Raw genomic sequence first — 13,923 nt, forward strand, 5'->3', positions numbered from 1 at the left:
AGCCGAGTGGTGGGGCAAGAGCGTTTTGCTTACTTTTGCGCTCTTCAAAAGTGAGCCGCTGTAAGAGCGGAACCAATAGAGGCCGTTACCCAAACAACGGATATGTACCCTCAACCGTGCTTCTTGTAACGACGAATCCGAATATCCGCCTGCTCCTTGTGCCCCGCAAACCCTTCCATCCCGCAAAGCCGCGAGCAGTATTCCCCTACCAACACCGAAGCCTCATCCGTCAGCACCCGCTGATACGTGCACGTCTTGATGAACTTGCCGACCCACAGCCCGCCGGTGTACCGCGCAGTCCCGGTGGTAGGCAATGTGTGGTTGGTCCCAATCACCTTGTCGCCATAGGAAACGTTGGTGCGCTCACCAAGGAACAACGCGCCGTAATTGGTCATGTGCTCCAGGAAATACAACGGATCGCGGGTCATCACCTGCACGTGCTCGGAGGCGATGCGATCGGCTTCCTGCACCAGCTCGTCGACGCTGTCGCACAGGATGATTTCGCCATAGTCGCGCCAGGCGACAGAAGCAACCGGTGCGGTGGACAGGATCGCCAACTGCCGCTCGATCTCCGCCGGCAGGGTTTGCGCCAACTCCGCACTGTTCGTCAAAAACACCGCAGGCGAATTAACCCCATGCTCCGCCTGCCCCAACAAATCGGCAGCGATGATTTCAACATCGCTGCTGTCATCAGCAATCACCAGTGTCTCTGTAGGCCCGGCAATCAAGTCGATACCAATCTTGCCGAACAACTGACGCTTGGCCTCGGCCACATACGCATTACCCGGCCCAACGATCATATCCACCGGCTTGAACGTATCGGTGCCCAACGCAAACGCAGCAATCGCCTGCACCCCGCCCACGCAATAGATCTCATCGGCACCCGCCAAATACATCGCCGTCACAATGGCCGGATGAGGCTTGCCATCAAACGGCGGCGCGGCCGCAACAACGCGCTTCACCCCGGCCACCTTGGCCGTCAGCACGCTCATATGCGCCGACGCCAGCAACGGGTACTTGCCGCCCGGAATGTAGCAAGCCACCGAGTTCACCGGAATATTGCGATGCCCAAGGATCACGCCAGGCAAGGTCTCGACTTCCACATCGTGCATCGAGGCTTTTTGCACCTCGGCGAAGCGCCGGACCTGGGCCTGGGCAAAGGTGATATCGCCGATTTCCTGCTCGGACAGGCTCGCCACGCAGGCGGCAATTTCTTCGTCGCTCAGCCGGAAAGATACAGGCGACCACTGATCAAACTGCTTCGAATACTCACGTACGGCCGCATCGCCGTTACGGGCGACGTTGGCGATGATGCGCTCAACGGTATCGCGGACTTGGGCGGCAATCTCGGCTTGGGCTTCGACCGGTTTAGGCGTTTTCAGGTAACGAATCATCAGTGGCTCCAGGTGGTTCTTGAGGGCACGCGACATGCCCCCGGCATTGGCAACCATCTTTTCCTACCCCCCTGCCCCGGGCAATTTCGCAGCCTCCGTATTGGTGACGCAACCTGACGCAACACAGACGCAGTGTTGAAGCACTGCGGCGGGCTGCTGACGTTATTCGTATAACCCCCGATGAAAAACATGTAAGCCCCATTGACTTAGGGATTCGGAGTGATAGGTTAAATAAGCGGTTATACGTATAACCTAACAATCACACCCAACGTAAAGAGGTGATCAACCGTGAGTCGAGTCTTGTATCTATTCGGTGGCTGGCCCGGCCATTTCCCCTACGAAATTGCGGCATGGGCGCGCACCGTTTTCCAGGAACTGGATTTCGAGGTCGAAGAGTCCACCGACATCTTCACACTGGACAGGGACTTGACCGGTTATGACCTGATCGTGATCGGCTGGAACAACGCCGTCACTACCGAGACGCTCACCGCGTCCCAGGAAAACCGCCTGCTGGAAGCGATCGAAAGCGGCACCGGCCTGGTGGGTTGGCACGGCGCAGGCGCGGCGTTTCGCGCCAGCCTCAAATATCACTGGGTGCTCGGCGGCTCATTCCTCGAACACCCGATGGGCGAAGGCTTTCCCCACCCGTACCAGGTCAACGTCATCGACCACAGCCACGAGGTGACCCAGGGCGTCGAGGATTTCGAGGTACGGTCCGAGCAGTACTACATGCAGGTCGACCCGAACATTCATGTGCTGGCTGAAACCACCTTCGACGGCAACCCCTTCCCCTGGCTAAACGGCCATCGCAGCCCGGTGGCGTGGGTGCGCCAGTGGGGCCAGGGGCGGGTGTTCTATCACTCCATCGGGCACGACACCAGCAACCTCGCCGACCCGAATATCCGCCGCCTGACCAAGCAAGGCCTGAACTGGGCGACACGCGGGCGTGCAGCCAGTACCGCCGAGGCAACCCCCTCCGTTTCATCAACCCAAGGAGTCCTGTCATGACTAAATTGACCGGCAGCCAGATCGTGGCTCAAACCCTGAAAAACTATGGCGTCGAATACGTCGCCGGTATTCCCGGCCACGGTATCTGGACCCTGACCGACGCCTTCCTCGAAGAAGACTCCAAGCTCAAGTTCATCCAGGTGTTCCATGAGCAGAGCGCGGTGCACCTCGCCGATGGTTACTACCGGGTGAGCGGCAAGCCGATGGCGGCAGTGACGTCCATCGGTGCCGGCGCCGCCAACACGGTGATCGGCATGGCCACCGCGTTTACCGACTCCACCAGCCTGATGCTGATCACCGGCGGGCCACCCACTCACATGCGTGGCCATGGCTTGCTGCAGGAGCTGGAGCGCTACACCGACAACGACTTCCCGAAAATCGCCGAGGCCGTGACCAAGCGTCATTGGGTGGCGACCCGTGTTGAAGAGTTGCCGTTCATGATGCACCGCGCCTGGAGCGCAATGGTCACCGGACGCCCCGGGCCGGTGCACCTGGAAATCCCGATGGATGTGCAGGCCGAGGCCGCTGAAGTGACCCTGCATGCCCTCGAAGAGCGCACCCCGATCGGCAAATGCTTCCCGGACCCGGCAGCCACCGCACGCGCAGTGGAAGAGCTGAAACTGAGCAAGCGCCCGGTGCTGGTGATCGGCGGCGGCGTGATTACCGGCGAAGCCAGCGCGGAATTGTTCGCCCTGGCCGAAGCCTGGAAGATCCCGGTGGTCACCACCTGGAACGGCAAGAGCGGCTTCCCGGAAGATCACCCGTTGTTCGCCGGCAGTGTCGGCCAGACCGGCACCCTGTGCGGCAATAAAGTCGCGTCCACCGCAGACGTGATCATCGCCGTGGGCTGCCGTTTCACCGACTGGTCGTCGTCCAGCTACGCCAAGGGCGTGACCTTCGCGATCCCGCCGTCGAAGCTGATCCACATCGACATCGACCCGCATGAAATCGGCAAGAACTACCCGGTGACCGTGGGCATTTGTGCCGACGCCAAATACGCCCTCGCCGCCATTGTCGAAAGCCTGAAAGGCGAGACGGTTGAGCGCGAAGAGTACCTGAGCGACCTGCGCGGTTATCAGGAAGAATGGGAAACCAAACTGGCGGGCCGTCGTGACTCCGATCGCTTTCCGTTCACCTCGCAACGCCCCCTCGGCGCGCTGCGCAAAGTGTTCCCGCGGGACACCATCGTGGTGGTTGGCTCGGGCAACACCCAGGGCCCGGTCAAGCAGACTTTCCCGGTCTATACGCCACGTACCCACCTGACCTCCGGCGGCTTCTCGTCCATGGGCTGGGCCGTACCTGCGGCCATCGGTGCGAAGCTGGCGGCGCCTGACCAGCCGGTGGTGTGCATCCTCGGGGATGGCGATTTCCTGATGACCTCCCAGGAAATTGCGATCTGCGTGACCAACAATATCCCTGTGGTGTTCCTGATCCAGAACAACGCCGGCTACATGTCGATTCGCGGTGGCCAGCGCAAGCAGACCAGCCGCCATATCGGCACTGAGTTCAACCACCCGGACGGCACGCCCTACAGCCCGGACTTCAAGGCGGTGGGCGAAGCCTTCGGCCTCAAATCCTACCGTGTGGAGCGCCCGGAAGACCTTGAGCCTATCCTGCAGGAAGCGCTGGATTTGAATGTGCCGGTGCTGATCGAAGTACCCACCGACCGCGATGCGGCTGGCCCTTGGGTGCCCGGCTGGTGGGACTTCCCGATTCCGGAATACATCACCGACGAACGCCAGGATGAGTACTGGCAAATCCGTAATTCCGAACAACACCTGTAACTGCCGGAGCGGCTCACATGAGTGATGCATTGATTTCGCATCATGCAGAGCTGAATCCACAACCGGGGGCGCCGCGCGAACCGCGCGCCCTCGACGTGGTGACACCTGATGCAGATGGCACGATCAACTGTGACGTGGTGATTATCGGCTCGGGCATGGGCGGTTCGACCTTCGCCCATGCCCTGCGTGACAGCGGGCTGGATATTGTGATCGTCGAACGAGGGGATTTCCTGCCCCGGGAAATCCAGAACTGGAGCGCTGAAGCGGTGTTCGGCCAAGGACGCTATCGCAATGCCGAACCGTGGCTGGACCAGGCCAACCAAGCATTTTCGCCGGGGGTGTTTTATTACGTCGGCGGCAACACCAAATTCTACGGCGCCATGCTGCCACGGTTTCGCGAGGCGGACTTTGGCGAGATCCAGCATGCCGAGGGCGTGTCGCCTGCGTGGCCCGTCAGCTACGCCGAGTTTGAACCCTGGTACGCCGAAGCGGAAAAGCTCTACCGCGTGCATGGCCAGGCCGGCATTGACCCCAGCGAACCCTGGCGTTCAGGACCCTTCCCGCAACCGGCACTCAAGCACGACCCGGCCCTGGTTGCGCTGGAGCAAAGCATGCAGCGTGCCGGACTCAAGCCGTTCGTGATGCCGGCGGCGGTGGACTATGGCGATGGCGGCGATTGCGTATTGTGCTCAACCTGCGATGGCTATCCGTGCCTGGTGGAGGCCAAGGCCGACGCTGAAGTTTCTGCGCTCAGGCCCGCCCTGCGCAGTGGCAGCATTCGGCTGATGACTCGCACCACGATCCGGCAGCTGAACACCGATAACGATGGCAAAACCGTGACTCAAGCGCGGGGTCTGTTCGATGGACGCGAGGTGACACTGCGTGCCAAACGCTTCGTGCTGGCGTGCGGCGCAGTCAACAGCGCGGCATTGCTGTTCAAGTCTGCGAACGCTCAACATCCTCATGGCCTGGGCAATAGCTCTGGGCAGTTGGGGCGTAACTACATGGTGCACAACAGCACCTTCATGCTGGCGGTGGACCCGCGACGCAAGAACAACGTGACCTTCCAGAAAACCCTGGCCATCAACGACTGGTACAGCGCCAGCCCGCACAACGCATTCCCCTTGGGTAACGTGCAGATGCTGGGGAAAATCCGCGAGCCGATGATCAGTGCCATGCGGCCCTGGCTGCCGAAATTCGCTTCACGCTATATCACTGACCACAGCGTAGACCTGTACCTGACCTCGGAAGATCTGCCGAACCAGGACAACCGCGTCACCTACGACACACAGCGCGGTGCGATCAAGGTTCACTGGACGCCGAACAACCTCAAGGCCCATGAAGGACTGGTGAGCAAGGCCACCCAAACCATGCGTCATGCAGGGTATCCGCTGATCCTCAAGGCGCGCATGGGCATCGCGACGAACTCCCACCAGTGCGGCACTGCCGTGATGGGCAAGGACCCAACCACCAGCGTGCTGGACCTGAACTGCAAGCTGCATGACCTGGAGAATGTATGGGTGGTGGACAGCTCGTTCTTCCCGTCGTCGGCGGCGGTTAATCCGGCACTGACCATCGCGGCGAATGCCCTCAGAGTAGCGGCACACTTCAAGGGGCAGCCCGGGTAAAGGTGGGAGCTGGCTTGCCTGCGATGCAGTCGACTCGGTCTGTCAGTGGTATTGAGTCGATGCCATCGCAGGCAAGCCAGCTCCTACAGCGATCCCTTACCAACGGGATCAGGCGTCTGCCTGCTGGATACTGCGGGTCGAGGTACGCACCACCAGCTTGGTGGCGAAAATCTTCTGCTCGGGCGCCAGCGGCGCATCAGCCGGGGCATTCAATTGCTCGGTCAGCATGCGTGCGGCGTACACGCCCTTCTCCACCATGGGTTGGGCAATGGTGGTCAAACCGAGTTGCACCGCCTCGGGAATATCGTCGAAGCCGATCACCGAAAGTGTCTGCGGCACTTGGCGACTGAGGGCGTGGGCGGTTTTCATGCAGGCAATCGCCATCACATCCGAGCACGCCACCACTGCCGTGACGTCGTTGGAGGTCAGCAATGTGAACGCTGCGGCCTGGCCGGACGTGGAATCCAGCCCACCGGCCTCGATCACGCTCAGGTCTTCAAACGCCAGGCCCGCGGCGGTGGCCGCCTCCACGTAACCGGTGAGGCGTTCGCGGACAATCCGCTCACTGGCACTTTTGAAGCGTTGCAGGTCAATCGGGCCGCGGTAACCATCCGGGTTGAGGCGGTCAATGATGACGCCGATCTTGCGGTGGCCCAGGTCCAGCAGATGCTGCATTTGCGTGCGAGCCGCACCGCGATCGTCGATGCCGACAAAAAACGAATTCTCGACCAGCGGCGAGTCGATCACCACGAACGGAATACTGTGCTTCACCACCGCCAGCACCGCCGGGTGATCATCGGGCAGGGTCGAGATAATCAGGCCATCCACTAGCCCGCGCAGGGCCAGGCTGCCGTGGCTCGCCGCCGGGCCCCGGCCTACCAGGCGGTTGTTGTTGAGCGGAAACAGTGTCAGTGCGACATTTTCCAACTCGCCCACTTCACTGATGCCGCGCAGCATGGCGATGGTGCACGGGTCGGCAAAGGCCAGGGACAACTTGTCCATCATCATCAACCCGATGGCGCCGATCTTGCCCGAGCGCAGGCTGCGGCCCAGCACATTGGGGCCCGGGTAGCCCAATGAAGCGGCCACCTCGAGGATATGCTCGCGCTGGGCCGGGGACAGTTTGGAAGGTCGGTTGTAGGCGTAAGACACCGCAGGCTGGGACACCCCTGCCGCCAGTGCTACGTCTTTCATTGAAACGGCCATCGCTTGCTTCCCAATCCTTTTGAAACCTCATGCGAGGTCATGAAAAAACAGGCGCTCAGTGTACCCGTTGAGGGGAAACCTTCGGAACCAGTCGTGTGGCACTGAACATGATTGCGACCATCAGCGAGGCAACCGCCAGCAGCGCCCAGGATAGATTCGTCGCGTGGGCGAACAAGCCGATCACCGCCGGGCCCATCAGGATACCCAGATAACCGAGGCTGGTGGCAGCGGCAATCGCCAGTTCCCCCGGCATGGTCTTTTGCGCGCCCGCCAGCGACAGGTACACCGGCGCGATATTGGCCAAACCGATGCCGATGACCGCAAACCCCACCAGGTTCACCTGCCAGTTCGTCGCGAGCACCACCGTGAGAAAGCCCAGGATTACAATCAGGCCACCGCCCACCAGTACTAGCCGGGCGCCGAGCCTGAGCAGAATCCGGTCGCCACTCAAGCGCCCCAACGCCATCATCACGGCGAAGCAGGCGTAGCCCAGGCCTGCAATGGAAGGCTCGACATCACGCACCTGGGTCAGGAACACCGCGCTCCAGTCGAGAATCGCACCTTCGGCCAGGAACGCGAACAGGCACAGCACGCCCAGCACCAGGACTTTACGCGTGGGCCGCACAAAGATCGGGCTGCCCTCTTCGCCGCTGCGCCCGAGCATCTGGCGCCCGTAACTCAGGACAAACGCAGCCAGTGCCGCCATCACCGCGCTGCTGGCCAGCAACGGCGTGGCGCCCAGCCAGAGCAGCGCGGTGATCCCCGCCGCACTGACAATCGTGCCCAGGCTGAACAAGCCATGAAAACCCGACATCAAGGACCGCCCGGTCGCACGCTCAACCATCACGCCCTGTACATTCATCGTCACATCCACTGCGCCGCACCCTGCACCGAACACGGTCAGGGCAAACATCAAGCCCAAGAATGAATGTGTGGTCGCCAGCAGAGGCAGCGTCAGAAACACCAGGGCGATGCCGATGTGCATGGTAAAGCGGCAACCTTTGCGGGCGTTCAGGATGCCCGCCAGCGGCATCATCACCAGTGAGCCGAGGCCCAGGCACAGCAACAGGATGCCCAATGCGCCGTCGTCCACCCCGGCCCGGCTGCGCGCATAGGGAACCAGCGGCGCCCAGGCGCCCATGCACAGGCCGGACAGCAGAAACGTCAAGCGGTAGGCCGACATATGCGGCGTGGAGCACGGCAATAACAACTCTTGAGACGACACGGAAACCCCAATACCTGAACAGTTGGAGTTATACGTATAACTTAAAACTCAAGCGCCAGCCACTGCCTTGTTACTGTTACATATTCTGGATTGATAAAGCATTGACAGCCCACAGGGTGCAGGTTTTACTTCCGCAAGGTTATTCGTATAACCCAAAATTGCATAACCACCCCACAAAAACAAAAGGGACCATGCAGCGTGATAAGCACTTTCCAGAAAACCCCGATCCCCCCGCGTATTCGCAAGGCACGTATCGCCACCTTTCTCGGCTTCATGATGATCGGCGCCATGATGTACATCTGGTCCACCGGTGTAAGCGTGTTCAGGACCCAGCTTGGCCTGACGGGAGAACTCGGGGACTCGAGTTTCGGCCTGATTGCCCTCGGGGTCGGTGTCGGTTCCGCAGCCGGTGCGCTGCTGGTCGGGCGGCTGCTGGACACCTTCGGCGCCAAGCCGGTAATTACCCTTGGCGCCCTCGCCTATCCCCTTTCGATTATCCCGCTGGGCTTCGTCAACGGTTTCTGGTTTGCGCTGTGTTTCGGCTCTGTGCTGGGGCTGTTGCGCGGCGCCCTGGATACCGCCTTGAATGCCCACGGCGTGCAGGTTGAACGGTTTTATCGACGCTCGATCATGTCCGGCTTCCATGCCTTCTATTCCCTGGGCGGCTTCCTGCTGGGCATGGCATGCAGTTGGCTGACCCGGTTCTACACCGACAGCGTGCTGGTGCCTTACACCGTACTGGGCCTGGCGATGTTCATTCTGGGCTGTGTGTTCAGCCGATGGTTGCTGGGCAAGCATGATGTGCCCGACGCCCAGCTCGACGACTGGCAAGCCGGCACCCAGTCCCGGGACGAAACCGGCAAGGGCCCTTCGGCCAAGACGCTGCTGGTGATGATCGCTCTCGGCACCTTACTGCTGGGCAGCATGATGGGCGAAAACGCAATTGCCGACTGGGGCCAGGAATACATTCGCCGGGAGTTCGCGACCACCACCTCGACCGCAGGCATGGCGGTCTCACTGTTCGTCGGTGCGTCATTCGTGGGGCGTCTTTTTGGCGACCGCCTGGCCGCTGCGTTCGGTAATGCGCAGGTGGTGTTTGGATGCGGTACGTTGTGCGTCCTCGGCATGATCACCACGATATTGGGCGGTACGGCCGTGACCGGCGTTGTCGGCTTCGCGCTGTTTGGCCTCGGCCTTTCGTGCATCGCACCGTTGATGATCTCCGCCGCCGGGCGCCGGGACCCGGCACATGCCGGGCGCAATATCGGCATCGTCAACTGCATCGGATTTTCCGGGATGCTGGTGGGCCCCGCCGTCATCACCGTCATCGTCAGCCACTTCGGCCTGAGCAAGCTGATGTTCTTCCCGCTGGTGATGCTCGGTTTGCTCGCGACGTTCGGCCCACTGCTGATGCGCGCGCCGAAGAAAACCGTTGCCCGCGGCAAAGCGCAAACCGAGGTGTGAGGGAGGCCCGCATCGTCACTGCACCGGCAGGAAATTCATCAGCAGCAAGCTTTGCGCGTAGTTGAGCCCGATGCGCCGGTAGCGTTCGTCGAGCATCTGGGTCAACAGGTCGAGGCGCGCGACGATCTTGCCGAACTCCACGGCAAAGCTGAGGTTGCTGCCCGCCTCCGAGATCTCGTTGGAGAACAGCAACAGCGAGCCATTGGCATCCTGGCGCTGACTGAGCAGCCAGGTGGCCTTCTCGATATTGCGCGCGGCATTGCTGACGAACTGCGGGTTGATCGAGTCCGTTATATAAAACTCGGTGCGCCCGCCGTGTGCCGTCACCAGCATGCTGCCGATCGCGTAGATGAAGGCGCCTACCCGGTCGCCGCGAAACTCCGGGCTCAGGGAATAGCTCAGCGCCGCCAGGTCGCGACGATCCCCCAGGGCAGGTAGCGGTTGGCGAAGTTCGATGGCCTGGCGGATTTGCCGGGCGGCGGTCACCGCGTCGGTGTAACCCGATTGACGCCACTGGTTGGGGTTGCGCAGGTAGAGCTTGCTCATCAGCAGATACAGGCTTTGCAGGTTGTCGCGCATGCTCAGGGTGGCCATGCGATCAACGCTGGTCTGGAAGAACTCGTCGGGCTTGCCGTTGCTGAACTGCGTGGCAATATCGCGCCCCTGCTGCTGGCTGCAACCGTTGGCGCAAAGCATCAAAACCGCAGCCAGCCACAGCGGCTGACGCATCCATCGGGTGATAAAAACAGGTAACGTGCGATCCATCGGCACCAGGTCTGGGTCTGCTGTCCACGCCGGAAATTAGTGTGGTCGGGACAGAGATAGATCGGAAGAACGGGAAAAAGTGCAGTGAGGGCGGCAAACCAATAATTTTTCCAGAGGTGCATCCACTTTGATCCTTGGTACGTAGATTCAATACCCTCACCCGGAGGGCACAAGCACCAAGGAGATACATCATGCACGCCATCTACAAAAAAATTGCTGCCGTTGCCTGCTTTACGATCCTCTCCGTCACCACATCCCTAAGTTTTGCCACCGACACCGTAATGGTGGGCGGCGCGGCGATGTATCCGACGAAAACCATCGTCGAAAACGCAGTCAACTCAAAGGACCACACCACTCTGGTGGCGGCGGTCAAGGCAGCCGGACTGGTGGATACCCTTAACAGCAAAGGCCCGTTCACCGTATTCGCACCGACCAACGAAGCTTTCGCCAAGCTCCCCGCAGGCACCGTGGATACGCTTGTGAAACCTGAGCACAAAGCCGATCTCACAAAAATCCTGACCTATCACGTGGTGGCTGGCACTCATACCTCTGCACAACTGATGGCCGACGCCAAGAAGAACGGCGGTACCGTGATGTTGAAAACCGTGCAGGGTGAGTCGCTGACGATCAAGCTGCATGACGGCAAACTGTGGGTGGTGGATGCCAAGGGTGGCAAGGCCAGCATCAGCATTGCGGATGTGATGCAGTCCAATGGCGTGATTCATGTGGTTGATTCGGTGCTGATGCCGTAATCGTCGCTTGACACCGAAAAGCCCGACGCAGTGTGCGTCGGGCTGATTCGGATGCTTCAGTTGTCGGGGTGTTCACTCGCGACAGAATCAGCTGCATCCACATCCGACATATCCTCTTCCAGAGGGGCATCATCGTCCGGTGGTAGAGGCGCTTCAGGTTGATCGCGCCGAGGATCATGCCCGGTTTCATTGTCTGTACCGCGCGTTACGCCTTGCTGGGATACATTCCCAGGGGCCTTCTCGTTAATTTCCATGCTGGCTCTCCGTTCTAGCGCGGGATGTCCGTGCTTGAACATGAGAAACGATGCGGTGTCGCGAGTGCCGGCCGATGGACGAACGGTGGGGATCAATTTCATAACGGCCCTAACGCTCCGAGAGACTCTATCCACCGCAGGATCGCGGGTTTCTCTGCTGGTTTTTCGCCAATGCAACACACCTCGGGGTCGGTGAGAGAACACCAGACAGACACCGGGTCTCCCACTCGCAAGCCATACGAGGCTTTACGAAGCGTCGTCGTTGACCAAGCGTCAACCGTCTCGTTGAGAGACTTGTGAAAGTGCTGCCCATTGACGCTATAGCTGAAGCTCATGAATTGGCGTCCGGCCCACGATGCCTCACGCCCGACGAAGGTTACGTAGCCAGGCACCACTTGCCCCGCGTCCATGGCGCTCATGAGTTCTCTCCTGAAAACAGCCCGGAAACACGTTTGTTTTTTGTGCTTTTACACTGTTATAGCTCAGAGGCCCGCAGCGCGACAGGTCCTTGGTCGCCGCCTCCGGTGAGGCCTGAAACTGACTACCCTTTATATCTGACACACATTGACATATCGGTAATTCTCGATATGATCACGCCATGGACTTACTCGAAATATTCAAAGCCCTCTCAAACCAGACACGCCTCGAAATCCTGAAAGGTTTGAAGGACCCCGAGAAGAACTTCCCTGCACAAGATGAAGGGGACGTTCACACGGTGGGCGTGTGCGTCAGCAGTATTCAGGAAGGCATCGGGCTCTCGCAGTCGACGGTGTCTGGTTATTTGGCAACGCTGCAACGGGTGGGTCTGGTCGAAGTCAGGCGCATCGGCCAGTGGACTTACTACAAGCGCAATGAAGCCACCATCCGCAGGCTTGCCGAGATCATAGGGAAAGATTTGTAGTTTTTTTGCCACATAATATCGAGATTTCGCGATATCCCTTTTTGTCGAAACGAGGAAATGCAATGAAGGCGTTGATACTCAAGTCATTTGGCGGCCCGGAATCATTCGAACTTCGCGACGTTTCCAAGCCCGTTCCGCACACGGGGCAAGTCCTGGTCCGCGTACACGCAACCTCCATCAACCCGCTGGATTACCAGGTCCGACGTGGCGACTACGCTGACCTGGTGCCGCTACCGGCGATTACCGGGCATGACGTATCGGGGGTCGTTGAGGAAGTCGGGCCGGGGGTTACGTCCTTCGCGCCAGGCGACGAAGTCTGGTACACCCCGCAAATATTTGACGGACCCGGCAGCTATGCCGAATACCACGTGGCGGCCGAAGGCATTATCGGGAAGAAGCCCCCTGCCCTGAGTCACCTTGAAGCGGCAAGCCTGAGCCTGGTCGGCGGCACCGCCTGGGAAGCGCTGGTGGTGCGTGCAGCCCTCAGGGTGGGAGAAAGCATCCTGGTGCACGGCGGCGCGGGCGGCGTCGGCCATGTGGCGATCCAACTGGCGAAAGCCATTGGCGCCCAGGTGTTCACCACCGTACGCGACGTCAATGTCGAGTTCGCGCGAAGCCTGGGCGCGGACGTAATCATCGACTACGAAAAGGAAGATTACGTCGACGCCATCCTGCGGGAAACGGGTGGCCGTGGCGTTGATGTGGTGTTCGATACCATCGGCGGCACCACATTGTCCCGTAGCCCGGACGCGCTTGCGCAACTGGGTCGCGTGGTCACGATTGTGGACACGGCGCACCCCCAGAACCTCGTCCAGGCCTGGGGCAGGAACGCGAGTTATCACTTCGTTTTCACACGACAGAACCGCGGCAAGCTGGATGAAATGAGCGCACTGATCGCCAACGGTCAACTGCGGCCACACGTTGGCGCGGTCTATTCCCTTGCCGACATCCCGCTCGCCCATTCCCGCCTGGAAAGCCCCAACAACGGCATTCAAGGGAAAATCGCGATTGCCGTGTTTGCCGGCTTACAGGAGGATTGGCGCAACGGTGCCTGAGCTGATCGCACTGAACCACTTTTTTGGAGAGCACGGGTAAATGGCAGAACTGATGGAAAGGCTCGACGGCCCAAGGACCGCACAGCAGGAACTGTTCTACGACCTCGAAGATGCGACGGCCGTTATCGCCTGGTCGGTCAATGAGCTGGCCACTATCGCCGGGGTCGCCAAATCACCCGACGAAGCAGTCGCCCTGATGAAGATGGGTGCACTGCTCGCGGCTCAGCAGGAAAAGCTCAGCGGGTACGCGGATGAGGTGAAGGCCGGAAGGATTGTGCGAGGAGAGGATCACTCGTGATAAATACGCTACGCACCCAACAACCTTTCACATCCCTTTCACACTCGAGCGCTTATCGTCACTCCAGCTCCTAAGTGAACACCTTTAAGCCCGCACTCCCCATCGCGGGCTTTTCTTTGCCTGGAATTTGGTAAAAGGGATATCAAAACCTTCATCCAGTTTCATTTGTTGATGGCCTGGGCTGTCGCC

Annotated in this window: 13 protein-coding genes; 8 read left to right on the plus strand and 5 right to left on the minus strand. The window is 60.1% G+C overall.

Annotated elements, in window-relative coordinates; translation table 11 throughout:
* Positions 1-110: 110 nt before the first annotated feature.
* A complete protein-coding gene (gene hisD / locus A462_RS28405) occupies positions 111-1,394 on the minus strand; it encodes a histidinol dehydrogenase (protein ID WP_008431521.1) in 1,284 nt (427 codons plus the stop codon).
* Positions 1,395-1,682: 288 nt separating this feature from the next.
* On the opposite strand from hisD, the gene A462_RS28400 reads away from it, so the two are divergent.
* From A462_RS28400 to A462_RS28390, 3 genes are read left to right on the plus strand one after another with little or no spacing between them, the layout of a single operon-like run.
* A complete protein-coding gene (locus A462_RS28400; RefSeq protein ID WP_032898774.1) occupies positions 1,683-2,402 on the plus strand; it encodes a ThuA domain-containing protein in 720 nt (239 codons plus the stop codon).
* Positions 2,399-4,186, plus strand: coding sequence for a thiamine pyrophosphate-binding protein (locus tag A462_RS28395; protein ID WP_008431524.1), 1,788 nt, complete (start codon positions 2,399-2,401; stop codon positions 4,184-4,186). The genes A462_RS28400 and A462_RS28395 overlap by 4 nt, the downstream gene beginning before the upstream one ends.
* Before the next feature lie 17 nt (positions 4,187-4,203).
* Positions 4,204-5,814, plus strand: coding sequence for a GMC oxidoreductase (locus A462_RS28390; RefSeq protein WP_008431526.1), 1,611 nt, complete (start codon positions 4,204-4,206; stop codon positions 5,812-5,814).
* Positions 5,815-5,922: 108 nt separating this feature from the next.
* On the opposite strand, the gene A462_RS28385 is transcribed toward A462_RS28390, so the two are convergent.
* Positions 5,923-7,020 carry a LacI family DNA-binding transcriptional regulator gene (locus A462_RS28385; protein WP_008431528.1) on the minus strand — a complete coding sequence of 366 codons (1,098 nt, stop codon included), beginning with the start codon at positions 7,018-7,020 and terminating at the stop codon, positions 5,923-5,925.
* A 55-nt stretch (positions 7,021-7,075) separates the two neighbouring features.
* On the minus strand, positions 7,076-8,203 hold the full coding sequence (locus A462_RS28380) for an MFS transporter (RefSeq protein ID WP_050550296.1): 1,128 nt from the start codon (positions 8,201-8,203) through the stop codon (positions 7,076-7,078).
* A gap of 243 nt (positions 8,204-8,446) precedes the next feature.
* Here A462_RS28380 and A462_RS28375 point away from each other — a divergent pair, with 243 nt between their 5' ends.
* Complete coding sequence (locus A462_RS28375; protein WP_032898783.1) at positions 8,447-9,709, plus strand: MFS transporter; 1,263 nt, start codon at positions 8,447-8,449, stop codon at positions 9,707-9,709.
* A gap of 15 nt (positions 9,710-9,724) precedes the next feature.
* On the opposite strand, the gene A462_RS28370 is transcribed toward A462_RS28375, so the two are convergent.
* Entirely contained in the window at positions 9,725-10,474 is a 750-nt protein-coding gene (locus A462_RS28370) for a hypothetical protein (RefSeq protein WP_032898777.1), read from the minus strand.
* Positions 10,475-10,665: 191 nt separating this feature from the next.
* On the opposite strand from A462_RS28370, the gene A462_RS28365 reads away from it, so the two are divergent.
* Entirely contained in the window at positions 10,666-11,226 is a 561-nt protein-coding gene (locus A462_RS28365; RefSeq protein ID WP_008431536.1) for a fasciclin domain-containing protein, read from the plus strand.
* 56 nt (positions 11,227-11,282) lie between these two features.
* Here the strand turns inward: A462_RS28365 and A462_RS33050 are convergent, their stop codons facing one another.
* The gene (locus A462_RS33050; RefSeq protein WP_023658951.1) at positions 11,283-11,480 is read right to left on the minus strand and encodes a hypothetical protein; all 198 of its coding nucleotides are present in this window, start codon (positions 11,478-11,480) and stop codon (positions 11,283-11,285) included.
* A gap of 598 nt (positions 11,481-12,078) precedes the next feature.
* Here A462_RS33050 and A462_RS28355 point away from each other — a divergent pair.
* From A462_RS28355 to A462_RS28345, 3 genes are all read left to right on the plus strand, one after another.
* Positions 12,079-12,381 carry an ArsR/SmtB family transcription factor gene (locus tag A462_RS28355; protein WP_003219649.1) on the plus strand — a complete coding sequence of 101 codons (303 nt, stop codon included), beginning with the start codon at positions 12,079-12,081 and terminating at the stop codon, positions 12,379-12,381.
* Positions 12,382-12,443: 62 nt separating this feature from the next.
* On the plus strand, positions 12,444-13,436 hold the full coding sequence (locus A462_RS28350; RefSeq protein WP_008431539.1) for a zinc-dependent alcohol dehydrogenase family protein: 993 nt from the start codon (positions 12,444-12,446) through the stop codon (positions 13,434-13,436).
* Positions 13,437-13,476: 40 nt separating this feature from the next.
* Entirely contained in the window at positions 13,477-13,734 is a 258-nt protein-coding gene (locus A462_RS28345; protein ID WP_008431541.1) for a hypothetical protein, read from the plus strand.
* Positions 13,735-13,923: the final 189 nt, after the last annotated feature.

The sequence above is a fragment of the Pseudomonas sp. Ag1 genome (genome assembly GCF_000278565.1).
GTDB lineage: Bacteria > Pseudomonadota > Gammaproteobacteria > Pseudomonadales > Pseudomonadaceae > Aquipseudomonas.